This is a genomic window from Shewanella sairae, assembly GCF_023283535.1.
Classification (GTDB): domain Bacteria; phylum Pseudomonadota; class Gammaproteobacteria; order Enterobacterales; family Shewanellaceae; genus Shewanella; species Shewanella sairae.
Map to the genome: position 1 here is coordinate 40,236 of NZ_JAKILT010000006.1, position 18,216 is coordinate 58,451.

Consider the following 18,216-nt stretch of genomic DNA (forward strand, 5'->3'; position numbering starts at 1 on the left):
TGCTAGCAATAACAAAAGGGGCGAGTCAGTAATGACTCGCCCCTTTTGTTTCAGAACCCAGTAGAAACTACTTTAAGGTTCGCTGAAAAAACGCTACCGCCTGCAGATACATTTGCAAGGCTAACGCCGCATCATATCTATCACCCTCATCACGCATAAAGGCATGCTGCGCATTCACTTCAAGCCAATTAAATTTACGATCCGTTGCTTCAAGTTTGTTATAAATAGCTTTACGCCCTTCGCTTGATACATGAGGGTCTTGCTTACCAAACACCATCACTAATTCAGCAGCTATCTCGCCAGTACGAGTCAATGAATCATTGCCCTCGGCACAAGGCAAAGTATTTGAGTGAATATCTGTCGGATATAAGCAAAATGCACCTTGAATATCAGGGTTTAACGCCGCGCGATAAGCCAAATGACCACCAATACAAACGCCTATACTGCCCACACTACTGGTACAAAAGCTTAAGCTACGCGCAAAATTAACTAAAGCTTCTGTATCGCTATCATGTTGCTCAAGTGGCTTAGTAAACTTATCAGCATTACCTTTATCCTTACCGATATCATCATACTCAAGCACTGTGCCAATGGGATTAAGCTCATGAAAAACCTCAGGCACCAAAACAACAAAGCCGTGCCCAGCCAAAATAGCTGCCGCTCTGGCAATCGGTGCAGTTTGCTGAAAAATTTCTGAATAAAAGATAATAGTCGCAAACTGGCCATCACAATCAGGGCGATATAAATAGGTTCGCATTGGTCCAGTTGCGGTCGAAATATCATGCACTTCTTGAGTAATGATCATCGGCTTTCCTTAGATAAGTCTGATAAATAAATACGATTCTTTGCTATAGACTAAAGTAGCTGGTAAGTATTTGCGATAAAAAAAGCAGTAGCACTTAAGTGTTTAACACTAAAGAGACTACTGCCTATTTATAACCATTAACGCGATATAAAGTTAATATAGCTCGTTAGGGCAATGCTCTCCGGCAAGCAACTGCTGCACATTACTCAGTGTCGTGTGCGCGATTGCGCCAAGGGCTTCTTCGGTTAAGAAGGCTTGATGACCGGTAAAAATCACGTTGTGACAAGCCGATAGGCGCCTAAACACATCATCTTGAATGATTTCGCTCGACTTATCTTCAAAGAAAAGCTCTTTTTCATTCTCGTAAACATCTAAACCTAACGAGCCTAACTGCCCAGTTTTTAAGGCTTCCATTGCGTCGAGTGCGTTAAGCAAACCACCACGACTGGTGTTTATTACCATTACGCCCGGTTTCATTTGAGCAAAACTATTCTCACTCAGTAGATGATGGTTTTCTTGGGTTAATGGGCAATGTAAGCTAATCACATCACAAATTGGATAAAGCTGTTCCAGTGGCAAATATTCAATGCCTAAGTCAAGCACAGCTTGGTTTGGATAAGGATCGTGAGCGACAACTTTACAGCCAAAGCCTTGTAAAACTTTAATCGTGGCTAAACCGATTTTACCCGTACCAATCACACCAACCGTGCGACCGTGCATATTAAAACCGACTAAACCTTCAAGAGAGAAATTAGCGTCGCGAGTACGTTGATAAGCCTTATGAATTTTACGGTTTAATGTCAGCATTAATGCAACAGTGTGCTCTGCCACTGACTCAGGGGAGTAAGCAGGAACGTTGACCACTTTCATGCCTAAACGTTCTGCAGCAGCCAAATCAACGTTATTAAAGCCAGCACAGCGCATAGCGATAACCTTAGTACCACCCTTAGCCAGCTCAACCAGCACTTCTTCACACAAAGAATCGTTTACAAAGGCGCAAATAACCTCAAAGCCTTCCGCCAACTTGACTGACTGCATGCAAAGACGGTAATCGAAATACTCAATAGAAGCACCGAACGCAGAATTGGTACGATCAAAATGCTGCATATCGTAGTGTTTGGCGCTAAAAAAACCTATTTTCATAGTCTAAACCTTAGCTAAATGAAGGGGAAAACTTGCACAGTGTATGTGATATAGGAAGCTTTGTCTTGGCAGCAATAAAAGGAATGCGATGGGAGAGGTCGAGTTAACCAAAATAAAAAGCGAGCCCTGACAGCTCGCTTTTCAGCTTAATGTTGAATAAATTCACTATCGAGAAAGGATACGTTCTCAGCGTTATTCGAGTCACTGCCACAATTGGTTGAGCATGAAAATACCAATTATAGCAAGGAGTAAGCATCTATTTATTAGCATACCAGTAACTATAAAGAGGTACAGATAACTGCTTCACAAAATTAGCCTAAACTCAGCAAGCCTGCTCGCTAATAGCGAATTTTTACTGCGATTGATAACTTATCGTGTCAGCATGTGATCACTCAGCTCTTTTTAATTAGTGAATACCTGATAAAATTTCCTCAAATGTAAGCTCAGAAGACCCTGTTAATATGGCAAGAAAAGAACTCACTGAAAAACAATTTATGGTGCAACGCTTTTCAAAGACCGCTCTGCGAGCGTTGCATATTTTAGGCATCACAGGTGCTGGTGGTGGCATTTTACTCGGCGTGCCCCAAGAACAATGGCTCACCTATTGGATTATGGCGATGGCAACGGGCTCAGCCCTAATGCTATGGGAAGTTGTGCGCGACTGGCGTTGGTTAATCCAACTAAAAGGCGTACTAACGCTTGTAAAAATCGGTTTACTTGCACTCTTTATCCCTTTGGCAAACTATAAACCTGAGCTACTTATTAGCATAGTGTTACTATCAGTCATCGTATCTCATGGGCCTTCAGGGCTACGTCATTACTCCATCGTACATAGACGTAGGATTGGTGGTAAAAAGGAAGTCAAAGGCTAAATAAATGAACTGTGCAGACCTAATTACTCAATTCACCGATTTACCTGATTATCTCAGCGCTAACGCTAAGGTTTTAGATCTTGCCTGCGGTAGTGGCCGCAATGGTCAGTGGTTCAGCCAAAAAGGCTACCAAGTCACTTACCTTGATAGAAATCTATCAGGGTTACTATTACAGACAAAAGACAATATTGAGTTACTTGAGTGGGATCTTGAAGACGGCAGTGCGCCAACGCTGCCGCGACATCAATACGATCTGGTTCTCGTGTTCAATTACCTGCACCGTCCACTGTTCTCACAGATAATCAACAGCGTTAAGCCCGGCGGGCTTATCATCTATGAAACATTCACCGAACAACAAGCTGAAATTGGTCGACCGCGGAACCCGGACTTTTTGCTAAAATCGAATGAATTAAAAGCATTATTTGCTAACTGGCGCTGTCTACATTACTCTGAAGATCTATTCGGAGAATTACCTAACGCTAGCTATAAGGCGCAATTAATAGCACAAAAGCCCTTAGGGTAAACAGGACCAAAATATAGAGGCAAAGTATGTTCCCATACCCTGAGCAGTATCGTGTTGCAATGCCACCGATAGTCACTGGCTTTATGGTTGTGTGGGCCCTGCTCAGCAGACTTGTTTTTGGCGATGCCAGCATACTGAGCCTTTATCCTTTGCTTGCGTTATTCCCCATTGTTATTTTACTGCACGGCCTGCTTATCTGGGACGCTCGAAGCATGGGGCGTCTAGACCAATCTTTTTACGCGTTAATCCACTGCACGCTTGCTTTTGTGGTGTGGACCTTTGCGATCATGCATGTCAATGGTAATAGTTTTTCCTAACCTTCCACTTAGCTAACAATAATCTCAAATCTACTTGCATGGATAAGCGCCTAAGAGGTATCTTTGCCGCGCATTTTTAATAAGGTTCCATCATGACTGATTTCGTCTATTCTCCTCCTACGACACCTTGGCTTGAGATACTCCATCAAGATAAAGACATCATGGTTGTTAATAAACCATCAGGTTTATTATCTGTCCCTGGGCGAGACCCTGCTCACGCTGACAGTACTTATACTCGAGTATTAGCGGAGTTTCCTCACGCAAAAATCGTTCACCGTTTAGATATGGCGACATCTGGCGTGATTGTTGTCGCACTGATCCGCAGTGCGGAGTCGGAGCTAAAGCGCCAATTTAGAGATAGAGAGACCCAGAAGACCTATTACGCCCGCGTTGCAGGACATGTAAAACAGCCTAATGGCACGGTTAATCTACCGCTGATATGTGATTGGCCGAATAGACCAAAGCAAAAGGTCGACCATAAAATAGGTAAAGCCTCACAGACTCATTATGAAGTGATTAGCTACGGTAAGCGCTCAACTCTGGTAAAACTGACGCCTATCACTGGCCGATCTCATCAGCTACGGGTACATATGATGGCATTAGGTCACCCTATTCTTGGTGATAATTTTTATGCTGATCCGTTAGCCAAGCGACTCGCCCCAAGACTATTACTGCATGCTCAATCGCTAACGATTACCCACCCATATACTAAAGAGCCGATGACCTTTAGTTGTGACGCGCCTTTTATGCAGGCTGAAGCAGAGCAATAGCTCCGTACATATCGATGCAAAATCAACAAAAGCACGAGTAGCAATATTCAGTGCTTTTTTTATAATGCTCAGCTGCAGTGATAAGCACTCCGATGAAAATAACTTAGACAAACTCACTTAGCGCTAAGTTATTTGATAAATCAGTAGAATATTGTGCATAAAATACGTAAATTACTTACCTAACCAATAAGCAAACAGCGTATTTATTATGGAAGCCCCATTTCAAAGAGACTCACTCGATAACCAAATCTTATCTGCCTTAATGAAAGAGGCAAGAACGCCGTTCGCTGAGCTTGCTAAACGCTTCGGCGTCAGTGCTGGCACCATTCATGTGCGTGTAGAAAAAATGAAGCAAGCCGGCATCATCACTGGGGCACAAATTACCGTCAACCCGAAAGCTTTAGGCTATGACGTGTGTTGTTTTATTGGGATTAACTTAAAAAGTGCAGGCGATTACCCTGCCGCAATATCTAAGCTAAATGCATTAGAAGAAGTGGTTGAAGCCTATTACACCACAGGCAACTACAGTGTATTTGTAAAAGTAATGTGCCAGTCTATTGATGGGCTGCAGCATGTGCTGATTAACCGCATTCAGTCTATTGATGAAATCCAATCGACAGAAACCTTAATTAGCCTGCAAAACCCGATTGTACGGGCGGTTAAGCCTTAACTATCCAAACATTAGAGCTAACGGTGATAAGAGATTAGAATTGTCACTCACTCGAAATAAAAAAGGCTAACAATTGTTAGCCTTTTTATTGTGCTTCTGAATATTACGCTTTCAACTTACGGCGCATCCATACAACAGGTAAAAGCAGTAAACCTACCCAACCTATAGAACCACCTTTATCAAGTTCTTTAGCTTCTGAAACAGAAACAACTGTGGTCGCTTTATCTGAATTACCATTCGAGTCTGAAACGGTTAATTCAAATGATAAGATATCACCTTGCCTGCCTACTTCTGGAGCTGCAAAGCTAAATGACTCAGCTTTATTATCAAACAGAATCGGTACACCGCCTGTTTGAACCCATTCATAGGTAAGCTTGTCGTCATTACCGTCATACGAACCTGCGCCACTGACATTAACTGTTAGACCTTCAACAACCCATTCAGGTGCATCAGCCATAGCTACGGGTGCTACTTCACTAACACCAAACTTAACAGTTTCCTCTACCATGTCATCACCAAACTCATTGGTGAGCTTCATAGCATAAGCTGAACCCGCTTTTGTTGGTATAAAGTCAAAGCCTACCGACATCGCTTCTCCAGAAGATGCTTCCTGTACCACAGTCCAACTAATGATGTTACCTTCCTGTGTACCATCATTTGAGATGTTAGCCACTTTATGTCCAGCGGACATTTGAGCAGAGAAAGAATATTCTTTGTCTTCATCACTAAAGTTAGGTGCAACATTAAAGCTAACGCGGCTCGGAACACCCGCTGTCATAGCATCAGATAAACTGTGGACATGAGAAACATCATTTTTACGAGTGATGCTTACAGGTACTTGCACTTCACTGCTTTGATCGCCTGATGTAAGAATCAAAATACCAGAAGAGTTGCTATCAGTATTCCAGTCAAATGTCAGACTAAACTCACCTGCAGACTCATCAACGGCAACTGATACATCTGTACTCTTTGACTCGTCGTTTGCCAGTACAGAAGTAACATTAATGGTTACCTCATCGGTACCACCAGGTGTTGATGCGGTATAACCATCAACCACTAGATAATAAACACCGGCTGGCAAATTAGTAAATGCAACTGATTCATTAGAATCAGGACCTGCACTGCTACCGATATTGGCAAAGTTCTCATCAAGAATACGTAAATCAACATCAGGTGCAGTATCAGAGGAAGTAGAGATAATCACATTAGCAAGTGCAGGGAATTCCAAACCAACATAATTGAAACCATCTTCTGGTACATTTAGAGTAATTGGAGCAATTAACGCGGTAGCTTTATCGTAAACACCTGCAGTTATATCCGTCAGCTCACTCGATACAAAACCAGTGTATGTCATACTGCCTTGCGAGCGACCAGCAATAATATCTAAGCTAGCAGGAAGGTTATCAGTGCCCGCTTTAACGGCGACAGGTAACTTAACATCAGGCATACCTTCAGACTGAAGCTGAATGTTAGCAAAATTCCAACCAACGCTTGCAGCGCTCACATCAGCAGTTACGGTCAACTCTTGAGTCTCACCGGCCTTTAACTCAAATTCAGCTGGTGTAACAGACAAGATTAAACCATCTGTAGCACCGAGAGAATCCGCAGTCCAAGTGCCATCTTTAGTCGCTTTAACTGTTCGAGTCCAAGTACACTCGCCCACACATTTAGCATTGGCAATTGTTGGTAAGTTAATTTGTGAAGGCTGACCGCCTAAGGCAGGATCTGCTTTTACATAATCAACATAGCTTTCATCCATTACCAGACCGGTTTTGGCCGCGGCCTCAACATTGGCATAACCCGCGCCCATATCGAAGAAATCTGAAGGAGTTACACCATCTTCTTTAAAGGTTTCTTGATTTGCCGTTAGCATTAATGCTGATTGCACCTCTGCAGGCGTCCAATCTGGGTGGATACTAGCAAGCAATGTTAGCGCACCCGCAACATGTGGGCTTGCCATAGACGTACCACTCAAGAAACCGTAATCACTCGGATCTGGGTTTTGCTTAAATCCATCAGATTGCTGATCAGCATAGGCTGCAAAAATACTCACACCAGGTGCTGCAATTGATGGCGCAATGACATCTGGCACAGACTTATTAGGGCCACGTGAAGTAAAGCCAGCAGCAATACGTGCAAGGTCTTCATCTTGAACAACTTCTGTACCAGTAATAGTAGCCATATGCTCAGCGCCACTTGCTAGCCAAGTTTTAAGGGCATCACCTTTATCTGCATCGATATGAATAGCAGGTAATACATGCGCATCAGCAACAACGCTGTCAGCGCCACCTTGTAGGTTTGCCAATACTAAACCTGAAGCGCCACCAGCAAGAACGTTACGCCCTTTATCAACACGAGCAATTGCGCCGCGATCACAAACTACAATCGTATTATCGGCAAAAGTCTCAGCAGGGAAAGGTTCTAAACATTGCGCAGGGTCATTGTCTGGATCATTACTATTTTCAAAGTTGCCTGCGTAAACAACCGAACCAGTAAACTCGCCCGTCATTGCTTTACCCGTCAACGCCTCAGGTACTGCAGTATCACCGCCACTGAACTCACCGATATTCTTTTCAGAAAAATCACGGTCATGCGTATATGCAGCCACCGTAGTTAGCCAAGGTGCGTCACCTGGTGAACCGACGGTTTCAGGACCAGGGCCTGAGTTACCCGCAGAAGTCGCTACGTGGATACCGGCTTTACGCGCAGATAAGAAAGCAAGCGCATCAGCATCGTTCCATGGGTTACTTGAACCACCACCAATTGAGTAGTTAAGTGCATCAACGCCATTTTCTATCGCGTGCTCAACAGCAAGAACAGTTAATGATGGTAAACATCCAGCAAAGCCGATTTCATCATTTTCGCCAGGCAGACAAACCTGATACGAAACGATGTTTGCGTGTGGAGCAACGCCAGACATAGACTCGAATACCACTCCAGTATCTTCACCGTCAACGTTTGGAACATTGGTATTTTTCAGCACGTTACCGGCTGTAGTGCCTGCAGTATGCGAGCCATGACCATTATAATCTTCACCATTTGCAGGTACATCAATATCATAATCTAAGTATCGGTCCGTAACAGCAGGCCAGCTATGTACACCAATCAGCTTATCGTTACAAAGTTCAGGGTAATCTCCCGCACAGTCACCAGAGAATACTCCCGGCCCCCATGGGTTTGAGTGATCGTAGCCATCGCCACCTATATCAGCAAAAGACGGGTGGTCAGTATTAATACCGGTATCGATAATACCGACAATCATCCCTGCACCTTTACTTTCGGTACCCGTAGCTTCACCGCTCCACACTGAAGGGGCTTTAATAATCGCGGGGCCAGAATCTGTCGTAGGTTTACGTAAAATTTCACGTTGAATATTGGCAATACCAGCAACATTAGCCAATGTTGCTGCTTGCTCTTGGGTCATTTCAACGACTAGGCCGTTATAAGCAAGCGTCGTTCTTTGTTTGATATCTAACTGACCAATTGCAGCTCTCGCCTTTTGAATAACATCATCTTGGCGTGAGCTCAGAAAAGAGCGATAAGACTTTACGCTTGCGCTTGTCACGTCAAGCTTGCCATTTTTACCGCTAACTTTCTCAAGAGAAGTAGCTTTAAAACCTTCAATACCACCTTGATAAAGTGCTACAGGGCTTTCAGTTAAGCGTACAAAATAACGATAAACGCCATCGGCTAAATCCGCTTCAGGAGTAAAAATGGCATTACTTCTTACGACTTGGGTTTCTGAATAAGAGTCTGATTTAGAATCGACAACCGCAATATTTGCTCTTGCAGCGTCAGAATTTAAAAGAGTGATTTGTTGATTAAGATCATGCTGCACAGCCATTGCGCTTGCAGACATAGTGACCAGTGCAGTAGAGACTGCTATTGCTATTTTTGTTTTCACTTGTCTATTCCTTATTACTACAAGTTTTATTGTTATATCCTGCGTTGTTGCAACCTAGGCCTTGGTACTAAACCTATTTATCCGAACAAAACAGGTAGTACGTTTAACTTAGGAAACGACATTATTAACACAGAGGCAAACAACGACAAACAAAAAACTAACAATGCGATTTATTTGATTAGGCTATCAAGCCTAATTTACGTAAACGCTAGCTTACGTTTTAGAGCTTAAACAGGTTAGTCATCACCTTATAAAGCTCGGTACCTTGATAAACAGAGGCCGAGGCAAAATGCAGAATAGGTACACAATTTTGCTGCAATGTGAGCTCAATAAACTCTTCGTCCGTACCATAGCGGTCTAGCCTTAGAACATTTGCTAGCGGTTTTCCAGAATAAAGCATATGACCGAGCTCAGCTTTATACTCAACCATTCCCGCTGCGGGCGCATGAAACTTCTTATAATCTTTAAGATAGCAAGCGGATCTTGGCATTTCAGCTGCAGTCACCTTTTCAGCCACCACACCGCGATGACTCAAATACGCAAGGATCCCTTGTGCATCATTAAGCGCATCATCCATATCAATACGTTCTTGGCTACCGAGTTCTAAAGTAAAGGCGGAGACCGCTACAGCTAAATCATGACCTTGTGAGCGCGCATACTCAGACAATTGCCACCATGGACAAAACGCAGCCTCATCCATCGCGCCGCCAAAGTCATTAGGGATCACTAGCGTAAAGGGAATCGAAAAGAATGATGCCGACTCAACATCATACTCTGGACAATACATGTGCTTACAAGACTTAGGTCCGGTATGCAGATCAATCACAATATCAGCAGCATGTGCCATTGATTGTAACGTTACCGCTAAACGCTTGCCCGTGGTCACCCCCCACTCACTATTGAGGTGTGCATGACATGATTCAATAAGCTGGATGCGATATGCGTCGATTAGCGCTTGGTCACTTAAATGATGATGCTGTTGATACCAACTAGCGATATCAATGTTGTGTTCCAAGTACTCACGGTTCCAGTTAACCCCGGTTATCGGATCAAAGCGGCCTAGAGTAAACTCGCCGCTTTTTTGATTAATCCCCAAAGGATTAGCTAAAGGAAGCAAGGTCACTTCCCCTTGCACATCCATTTGCTCTAGCTGTTTCATCAACTGAAAAATAACGGCATTACCTTGCACTTCAGCGCCATGAACATTGGCTTGAATAAAGACTTTTGCTGCAGCGCTATCTTTAGCAGGCATATGAAACACCGGCACACTTAGCGCTTGTCCTGTTGCTAGCTCTCCAACAACAAGACTAGACTGAGTAAACTTCATCAAGAATAAGCTCCATCACTTAACACTAAATCATGCCTCAAACAGGTTTTCATGTAAGGCGCGGATCACATTACCCGCCTCTAGCTCGTCAACCAAGATACACAGATTATGTGGGCTAGCCCCTTGGCAAATCATGCGCACGTTATAGCTTTCAAGTACTTCAAATACCCGGCGACAAACACCTGCAGTAGAGGCAATATTGTTACCAATCACCGCCACCAGCGCTAAGCCGTCTTCAACTCGCACCCGACAATGCTGCGATAACTCTTGCAGTAATGCTTCACTAAGTAAACCTTGACCACTTGAATCTGAACCGGTTTTATCTAGGGTTAGTGCAACGTTCACCTCTGAGGTAGTGATCAAATCAACACTGATCTTATGCCTTGCGAGCGTCGCAAATGTCTCAGCTAAAAAGCCTTGAGCGTGTAACATTTGCAGACTGTGTAAATTAAGTAATGTTTGATCTCTGCGTAGTGCTACTGCGCGATATACAGGCTCACTCGATACCTTGTGACGAATCCAAGTACCACCTTGCTCCGGCGCCCAACTCGAGCCAACAAATACCTGAATCTTTTGCCTAACCGCAGGCAATATCGTTGCAGGGTGTAAAACCTTAGCGCCAAAAGTCGCCATTTCAGCGGCTTCGTTAAAACTAATCTCAGCAATCGGGCTAGCGTTAGGTGCAAGTCTCGGGTCAGTGGTATAAATTCCAGCAACATCGGTCCAAATCTCAACCGCGTTAGCTTGCAATGCCTCAGCTAATAGCGCCGCAGAGTAATCACTACCACCACGGCCTAAAGTCGTGGTATTGCCATCGCTATCCGCGCCGATAAAGCCTTGAGTCACAATCACCTGCTCTGCTAACAGCGGTTGTAAATGGGCTTGGGTCAGCTCAGCAATTTGCTCAATTTGCGGCTCAGCTTTGCCGTGATGACTATCAGTGCGAAGGACTTGGCGTACATCAAATGCGCTTGCACTCGCGCCCTTTTCACGCAGCACCGCGGCAAAAAATACCGAAGAGCATGCTTCACCTTGAGAAAGTAATTCATCAATAACCGCTTTACTACGCGTTAACTTGAGGCGCTCACTTAAGGTGGCAATATGACTTAAGACCCTATCAATCTTAGCCGCCACATCACTTGGGTTATTCAGTTGATCTAGAATTTGATACTGAATAGAGGCTATTTTCTTTATCAACTCTTTCGACTGCTCAGTCGTTGTTGATTCTTGTGTTAAGGCGACCAATTGATTTGTCACGCCACTTGAAGCGCTTACCACCACCACACGAGTTTGTGGGTTAGCAATAATGATATCTGCGCAGCGCTGCATGGCTGCGTGATCAGCAACTGACGTTCCACCAAACTTGGCAACGGTCAACTCAGACGGGGTTAATGCTACAGACATAATCCTGCCTCCTGACAAACAGCAAGCGATAGAGAAGGGTTTTGACTAAAAATAAGATTTAAAACAAACATGAATAAGCTCCGAACTAACTTCGTTCGAAGAGCCTGGTGCTATGATATGCACCCCAAAAGATGGGAAACAGCGATCGTCACCAGAAGCTCTCCACCATAATAAATATCGGTGACAATCGTCAGGATTCAGCCTGTACGACCAACATTCAAGCGCAACCAAATTGCATTGAATATCTCGGCGCTAATCTCCATCATAAGTTATCAACGGGTTTGGTCCCTCAAACTTACTACCTAGTTAGCGCTCCTCTTCTGCACTCGTTTTTCACACAAACAATGTTTACTTTGCATACAAAAACAAGAGACTGAAAAATATCAAAATTTAATCAATCAAGTCAACGGAAATCTAAACTGATTTAGTTTTACTCAATATCAGGCAGTTCTAACACCCGATTGACGCGTGGCGAAAATGCACCTAAAAGCGTCTCCTCTTGTGCCATCAAGCATGGCACCAATTGCAAGTTATCGGCTTCAACATAATAAATAGCGTTCTGATTAAACAGACAACCTAACTTAATAGCAGAGGCCTTATCGGTGGCTATCGCCCAACTTTTTTCCATATGAGAGCGGTCTTGTGATGCGCCAACCATAGAGCGATAAGGGAGCCCTAATCTGTTTATTTCATGTTGTAATTTACGATCTAACAGACCGTTTTGCGGCGCTGATAGCACTTCGCCTTTAGGGTTGTATGCGGTGATAATCGCAAACGATAATTGCGTGGATAGGATTTGAGTAAATAGGAATTCTGTTTGTTGATAGTAATGCCAGAGGCTGTCGACCGAGTTATTCATTGCTAACAAATTCTCCAATTTAGGTGCAATTATTATAGCAAACTCGTTAGCGCTTCCCAGTAGCGTGACATTAATCACAATTAACCTTTTATCCAATATAAATAAAATCAATTAGATAGAAATCAAATAGTGATCTAAATCATATCATCGAGGAATTTTGTTAACATTTCATTTGTTAACAAATGCCTAAAACGAGTACAATAGTACCTGTTGATTAGCTCACCCTGATACATGTAACGAAAACATTTTGTTACACATACTCGAAACAGACAGAAGCGTAATCCACACAGCAGTATCAAATGTGAACTATGTTTGATTTAACATTTAAACTTCATATAAAACGGTAGCTAAGGAACTTTTCCCTACTATTGTTAATCAAAGTTTAAGCAGTTCATGTTTTTCCATTATGTGAGATACCCATACTTTGCTAGCGCATGCAGTGTGTTGCTGTTTCAAACCAGATTTGAAAGCACCTACGTGTATCAGTGAATTATCAGCATGGCTAGATGGAGCATAAAAGTTTTTATGCTCATGGTTATAATTGACAGAAATTAGGTAATTAATATGCAAAACCCGCACATTCTGATTGTTGAAGATGAAGCAGTAACAAGAAACACACTTAGAAGTATTTTTGAAGCAGAAGGATATGTGGTAACTGAAGCCAATGACGGCGCTGAAATGCATAAGGCTATGCAAGACAACAAAGTTAACTTGGTCGTTATGGATATTAACTTACCAGGTAAAAACGGTCTTTTATTAGCTCGTGAGCTTCGTGAAATTAATAATATCGGTCTAATCTTCCTAACGGGCCGTGATAACGAAGTTGATAAGATCTTGGGTCTTGAAATTGGTGCTGATGATTATATCACTAAGCCATTCAACCCACGTGAATTAACTATCCGTGCTCGTAACCTATTAACTCGCGTTAATAGCACTGGTACTGATTCAGAAGAGAAAAGTGCAGTTGAGTTCTACCGTTTCAACGGTTGGAGCCTTGAAATCAACAGCCGTTCTCTAGTTAGCCCACAAGGTGAGTCTTACAAGCTACCACGCAGTGAATTCCGCGCGATGCTTCACTTTGTTGAGAACCCAGGTAAGATCTTAAGCCGTGCAGACCTTCTAATGAAGATGACTGGCCGTGAGCTTAAGCCACATGACCGTACAGTTGACGTGACTATCCGTCGCATCCGTAAGCACTTCGAAAGCTTGCCAGATACGCCAGAAATCATCGCAACTATCCACGGCGAAGGTTACCGTTTCTGTGGTAGCTTGGAAGATTAATTCCGAGCTTCTATACCGGTAACATTACCGATATTACACAGCTGAAAAAGCCAGTCATATGACTGGCTTTTTTTATATCCGCTTTTCTCAAGCCACTTATTATTGACCTGTTAGGCTGAATTACGTTTACCGGAACACATACGGTAAGATCCTATCCATAATTCAATTACGCTTTATACATTGCCTATATTGATGCAGTTAACCAACAACTAAAGCAATAATAATCATTGTAATAAAAGTATTCTTTAAGCGAATAAATACGGATTATAGCGCTCAATTCTGGACTATATCCCAATATAGTAATCTACCTATTAAGTAGTATTTAGGACTTATTTACTGAGAGTTGAAGCCATTAAAATAACTTAATATAAATATTACCAAACAAAATATTAGCCAATTACATATGAGTTTTATTTAACTATATCAGCAATATAAATACTCAACCCTCAACATATTTACTATTGATTGCAGCAATAAAAAGCACTTACCATTAACCTTAGCTAATGAATAAGTGCCTTTAATTTGATAGTAAGCTTTATCTTAAGCTAACTAATAATGCTGCTAAGACAATTAATTACCCTTGAGCTCTCGATCTAAAAAGTCCGCCAGTGAGCGATACAAATGCACTCGTACCTTCTCCCCGCGCATAGAGTGCTTAGAGCCTGGATAATCGATCATCTGGAACAACTTGCCTTCATCCTGCAGCGCCTTGTAAACCCGAGTACTGTTTTCAAATAATACGTTATCGTCAGCCATGCCATGGTACATCAGCAATCCTGACTCATAGCCACCAACGTACGGCAACACACTGCTCGCTTCATAACCTTCGGCATTGGTTGTAGGGTTGCCCATATAACGCTCTGTGTAATGCGTATCATACAAAGACCAGTCAGACACAGGTGCACCCGAGATCGCCGCTTTAAAGTAGTCTGGTGCTTTAAAGATGCTCATCAATGCCATATAGCCACCATAGCTATGACCATAGATAGCAATGTTGCCGCTATCGACATATGGCAGAGTGCGCAGGTGATCCACGCCCACCTTTTGATCGTTCACTTCTACTTCACCAAGCTGCTTGTAAATCACATATTCAAACTTGGTACCGCGATGAGCTGAGCCGCGGTTATCGAGCTGATAAACAATATAGCCTTGCTGCAATAAGTGTTGAGTAAAGTAGTCTTGATGACTCCAGCTATTGACTACCAGCTGTGCATGAGGGCCACCATATACACGCACTACAACCGGATACTGCTTGTTAGCATCAAAGTTAGTGGGTTTGAACAGACGATACTGCAGCATTTGGCCGTCTTCAGCTTTTAGCTCGCCAAACTCTGGTACTTGCCACAAACCAAAGTAATCATAAAGAGGATGCCCCTTCTTCACCTCATTTTGCTCTACCCAAGCGAGACGCTTGCCGCTTTGATCATGCAAGCTCACCTGTGGTGGCTGTGACAAACTACTGAAGTAATCAAGGTATACTGGTTTGTTGTCGGCAAATACTGTTGAATGCATGCCGCTACGCTGGCTAATGCTTTCAACCTTGCCACCAGCGAGAGCGACGCGGTATAGCTGCTTCTCAGTAACTTTGGTTTTACGGCCAGTAAAGTAAACTTCACCGGCTTTTTCATCGATATACTCAACGGCATCAACCGCCCAATCACCGGAGGTGAGCTGACGGATAACTTTGCCATCTAAGCCAATCAAATACAGATGGTTAAAACCATCACGTTCAGACGCCCAGATAAACGCCTTTTGCTGCTTCAAAAAGTGCAAGTCGTCATTAAGGTTTACCCAAGCCTCGCTGCGCTCTTTAACTAAGTCTTTATCATTTTTTATATCATCAATTGCTACAACGCGCAGATCGAGCGCTTGCTGATCGCGGCTCTGCCATTGATACGACAAATGTTTGCTGTCAGGCAACCATTTAACCCGTGGCAAGTAGATATCAGTGTCTTTACCTAAATCCACCCAAGCGACTTGTTTATCTTTAAGCGTCACTACGCCGAGCTCAACTTTGACGTTATTCTCGCCAGCATAGGGATAACGCTGCTCGGTCAGCTTAATTCCGTCGGCATAAATTTCATTGCGGGTAACCAATTCCACGCCCGACTCATCGATGCGAGTATAGGCAATCGCCGACTCATCCGGCGCCCACCAGTAGCCAGTCATTCTACCCATCTCTTCTTGGGCAACAAACTCAGCCATAGCGTTTTTAATCGCGCCGCCACCATCAGTGGTTAATGCAGTAATGTCCTGAGTTTTTAAGTCCAACACATACAAGTTTTGCTCACGCACAAATGACACGAAGTGCCCTTTAGGTGACAATCTCGCATCAGTAGCAAAGCCTTCGCCGGTTGCCAGCAACTTAACCTTGTTATCTGCCACCGAGTAGTAATACAACTGACCCGCAGCAGGGATTAAAATCGCCTCGCCATCTTTAGACCAAAAGTATTCCATGATCCCTTGACCATAAATACGCTGACGCTCACGGCGCGCCTTTTCTTCGTCCGACAGTTCACCGGCTTCCAGCTTATCGGCATCAATTAGCAGGCTTTGCTTACCAGTTGCGACATCCATCTGCCACAAGTCATACAAATGCTGATTGTCTTTACGACCTGCAAGGTAAGTAACACGCTTGCCATCCGGTGATAGCTTGAGCCCTCTAGGGCTGCTGCCAGCAAGCGCAGGAGAAGCGTACATACGCTCGATAGTGAGTGGCTCAGTGCCACCGGGGAGTGATGATGCTTGAGCTGCTGTAGAGCTAAGCACCAAAGGCAAAGAGGCTAACAGTAAACTCATCCAATTTTTTTTCATTATTATTCCCTGGATTAAACCCGAAGTCGTCTTTAGTTAAATTAGAATCAGTTAACTGACTGTTCGGCTGAAAATTCGCCTACATTGTGCCTTAATCAGTAGCAAAACAAAAATTGCTCAAATGACATCACTCTTAGCAGTTGAAAAGCCAATCTTTACAGCTGAAAAAACTAGCGTTCTCAGGTATCATCGCGTCAATAATAAAGAATACACTTTTGTCCTGACCTCAAACTCAATTTACTCACGTAAAATTGTATAGGAAACAAGATGCAAACTCTGGCTGAAAACCTGACATCACAAGCAATTTCCCCTACTCTTGAAAAACTTATTCTGACCTTAGCTAATACTTCTAAAGAGATTAGCCACGCGGTTCGTCACGGCGCACTAGCCGGCGTATTAGGCGCAACAGAGCAAGAAAACGTTCAAGGTGAGACTCAGAAGAAACTCGATATCATCACCAATGATATGCTTAAAGATGCCCTAAAGGCTGACGGTAAAGTACGTGGTATCGCCTCTGAAGAAGAAGACTATGTAGTTGAAGCCGATGCAAACGGCGAGTTCCTAGTGTGTTTTGACCCACTAGATGGCTCTTCAAACATCGATATCAACTCACTTGTGGGTACTATCTTTTCAGTATTGCCAGCGCCTGCAGGCGAGCTAACTGAAAACAGTTTCTTACAAGCAGGTCGCAACCAAGTTGCCGCAGGTTATGTGCTATACGGCCCATCAACCATGCTTGCACTGACTACAGGTCAAGGCGTACAGCTATTTACCCTAAACCCAGAAACTAACGAGTTTTTGCTAACTGATGGTGCGATGGCTATCAGCAAAGACACAGGCGAGTTTGCCATTAACATGTCAAACCAACGCTTCTGGGAAGCACCAATGCAGACTTACATCAGTGATTTATTGCTAGGTAAGATTGGCCCACGTGAAAAGTCATTCAACATGCGCTGGATTGCCGCCATGGTGGGCGACGTACACCGCGTACTTTGCCGCGGCGGTATCTTCACTTACCCAACAGACAACAAGAACCCAGAAAAGCCATACAAGCTACGTTTAATGTACGAAGCAAACCCAATGGCATTCTTGGTAGAGCAAGCAGGCGGTAAAGCGTCGACGGGTTATGAAACCATTATGGATATTCAGCCAACTGAAATTCACCAACGTGTAGCGGTGATCTTAGGCTCTGCCAATGAAGTTGATATGTGTCTTGAGTATCATGCTCAGGATTACAGTGAAGAGCCTTCTTTATAGGTTCTAGGGGTTGGGATAGGTTCTAGGTTCTAGGTTCTAGGCAAGGCTGAGACGGCTGGAGCCGGAAAAGAAAAATCTAAAAGAAAAGCCAATCCTATGTTAGTAGGGTTGTGCTTTTTTTGCGCCGAACTTTTTGCGCCTAACTCTGGCGCTTGGGCTTATCGCTATCAGGCTACGCCTGACCTTTAAGTTAGACTTCGTCTAACAACTAAAGTCGTGGGATTCCATCCCACACCCGGGCAAGGAGGACTGCTCGTCCTTATCCTCCTT

The 18,216-nt window shown here is 43.6% G+C and carries 14 protein-coding genes and 1 riboswitch; of the genes, 7 read left to right on the plus strand and 7 right to left on the minus strand.

Annotated features, from left to right (window positions below; all coding sequences use genetic code 11):
- Positions 1-67 precede the first annotated feature (67 nt).
- Both L2748_RS03795 and L2748_RS03800 read right to left on the minus strand, forming a co-directional pair.
- Entirely contained in the window at positions 68-805 is a 738-nt protein-coding gene (locus L2748_RS03795; protein WP_220780296.1) for a dienelactone hydrolase family protein, read from the minus strand.
- A 153-nt stretch (positions 806-958) separates the two neighbouring features.
- Positions 959-1,948, minus strand: a complete 990-nt coding sequence (locus tag L2748_RS03800) for a 2-hydroxyacid dehydrogenase (protein WP_220780295.1) — start codon at positions 1,946-1,948, stop codon at positions 959-961.
- A 461-nt stretch (positions 1,949-2,409) separates the two neighbouring features.
- Here L2748_RS03800 and L2748_RS03805 point away from each other — a divergent pair, with 461 nt between their 5' ends.
- From L2748_RS03805 to asnC, 5 genes are all read left to right on the plus strand, one after another.
- Positions 2,410-2,820, plus strand: a complete 411-nt coding sequence (locus tag L2748_RS03805; protein ID WP_220780294.1) for a hypothetical protein — start codon at positions 2,410-2,412, stop codon at positions 2,818-2,820.
- Between the two features lie 4 nt (positions 2,821-2,824).
- Positions 2,825-3,343, plus strand: a complete 519-nt coding sequence (locus tag L2748_RS03810; RefSeq protein ID WP_220780293.1) for a class I SAM-dependent methyltransferase — start codon at positions 2,825-2,827, stop codon at positions 3,341-3,343.
- A 26-nt stretch (positions 3,344-3,369) separates the two neighbouring features.
- Positions 3,370-3,660 carry a hypothetical protein gene (locus L2748_RS03815; RefSeq protein ID WP_220780292.1) on the plus strand — a complete coding sequence of 97 codons (291 nt, stop codon included), beginning with the start codon at positions 3,370-3,372 and terminating at the stop codon, positions 3,658-3,660.
- A 92-nt stretch (positions 3,661-3,752) separates the two neighbouring features.
- Positions 3,753-4,430, plus strand: a complete 678-nt coding sequence (gene rluA, locus L2748_RS03820) for a bifunctional tRNA pseudouridine(32) synthase/23S rRNA pseudouridine(746) synthase RluA (protein ID WP_220780291.1) — start codon at positions 3,753-3,755, stop codon at positions 4,428-4,430.
- Between the two features lie 208 nt (positions 4,431-4,638).
- Positions 4,639-5,100, plus strand: a complete 462-nt coding sequence (asnC, locus tag L2748_RS03825) for a transcriptional regulator AsnC (RefSeq protein ID WP_012275918.1) — start codon at positions 4,639-4,641, stop codon at positions 5,098-5,100.
- Between the two features lie 103 nt (positions 5,101-5,203).
- Here the strand turns inward: asnC and L2748_RS24415 are convergent, their stop codons facing one another.
- From L2748_RS24415 to L2748_RS03850, 4 genes are all read right to left on the minus strand, one after another.
- The gene (locus L2748_RS24415; RefSeq protein WP_276516279.1) at positions 5,204-9,004 is read right to left on the minus strand and encodes a S8 family serine peptidase; all 3,801 of its coding nucleotides are present in this window, start codon (positions 9,002-9,004) and stop codon (positions 5,204-5,206) included.
- A 220-nt stretch (positions 9,005-9,224) separates the two neighbouring features.
- Complete coding sequence (locus L2748_RS03840) at positions 9,225-10,331, minus strand: succinylglutamate desuccinylase/aspartoacylase family protein (RefSeq protein ID WP_220780290.1); 1,107 nt, start codon at positions 10,329-10,331, stop codon at positions 9,225-9,227.
- A gap of 30 nt (positions 10,332-10,361) precedes the next feature.
- Complete coding sequence (lysC, locus tag L2748_RS03845) at positions 10,362-11,735, minus strand: lysine-sensitive aspartokinase 3 (RefSeq protein WP_220780289.1); 1,374 nt, start codon at positions 11,733-11,735, stop codon at positions 10,362-10,364.
- A 147-nt stretch (positions 11,736-11,882) separates the two neighbouring features.
- A riboswitch (Lysine riboswitch) is annotated at positions 11,883-12,063 on the minus strand.
- A 102-nt stretch (positions 12,064-12,165) separates the two neighbouring features.
- Positions 12,166-12,594: a DUF3293 domain-containing protein gene (locus L2748_RS03850; RefSeq protein WP_220780288.1), complete on the minus strand. Its 429-nt coding sequence runs from the start codon at positions 12,592-12,594 to the stop codon at positions 12,166-12,168.
- 564 nt (positions 12,595-13,158) lie between these two features.
- Here L2748_RS03850 and arcA point away from each other — a divergent pair.
- Entirely contained in the window at positions 13,159-13,875 is a 717-nt protein-coding gene (arcA, locus tag L2748_RS03855) for a two-component system response regulator ArcA (protein WP_012153996.1), read from the plus strand.
- Between the two features lie 570 nt (positions 13,876-14,445).
- Here arcA and L2748_RS03860 read toward each other — a convergent pair.
- Positions 14,446-16,689, minus strand: a complete 2,244-nt coding sequence (locus tag L2748_RS03860; RefSeq protein WP_220780287.1) for a S9 family peptidase — start codon at positions 16,687-16,689, stop codon at positions 14,446-14,448.
- Between the two features lie 267 nt (positions 16,690-16,956).
- Between L2748_RS03860 and L2748_RS03865 the strand changes: the two genes are divergently transcribed.
- Positions 16,957-17,946, plus strand: a complete 990-nt coding sequence (locus L2748_RS03865; protein ID WP_220780286.1) for a class 1 fructose-bisphosphatase — start codon at positions 16,957-16,959, stop codon at positions 17,944-17,946.
- The last annotated feature ends 270 nt before the right edge of the window (positions 17,947-18,216 follow it).